Origin of the sequence: Salmonella sp. SAL4457 (genome assembly GCF_046548235.1) — a bacterium.
Lineage (GTDB): Bacteria > Pseudomonadota > Gammaproteobacteria > Enterobacterales > Enterobacteriaceae > Salmonella > Salmonella enterica.
Genome location: NZ_JBGDZO010000800.1, coordinates 1 through 258 on the forward strand (window position 1 = coordinate 1; position 258 = coordinate 258).

The window sequence follows — 258 nt, forward strand, 5'->3', positions numbered from 1 at the left end:
TCGCGGTGGTGAGCGCGCTCGTTGCGTCGATCGGTGCTGGCTCGCTCTCCGGGGCGCCGGCCACGGGCGCAACCTTGCGCCGCCAGAAGATGTTGGCGTGGGTGAACGAGGCGCGACACAAGCACGGGGTGCGGCCCCTGAAGATGGCGCCGCTCGTCGTCGACCTCGCGCACGACCACAACCTGTACATGGGACGGATCGACAAGCTGGTCCACACGAAGAACCTCGGCTCGAAGCTGCGGGGGAACTGGACGAGCT

General features: G+C 67.8%; 1 protein-coding gene. It reads left to right on the forward strand.

Going from position 1 to position 258, the window contains the following annotated elements; translation table 11 throughout:
* The coding region (locus ACLJNW_RS26370; RefSeq protein WP_410961533.1) for a CAP domain-containing protein at window positions 1-258 on the forward strand (258 nt) is incomplete at both ends.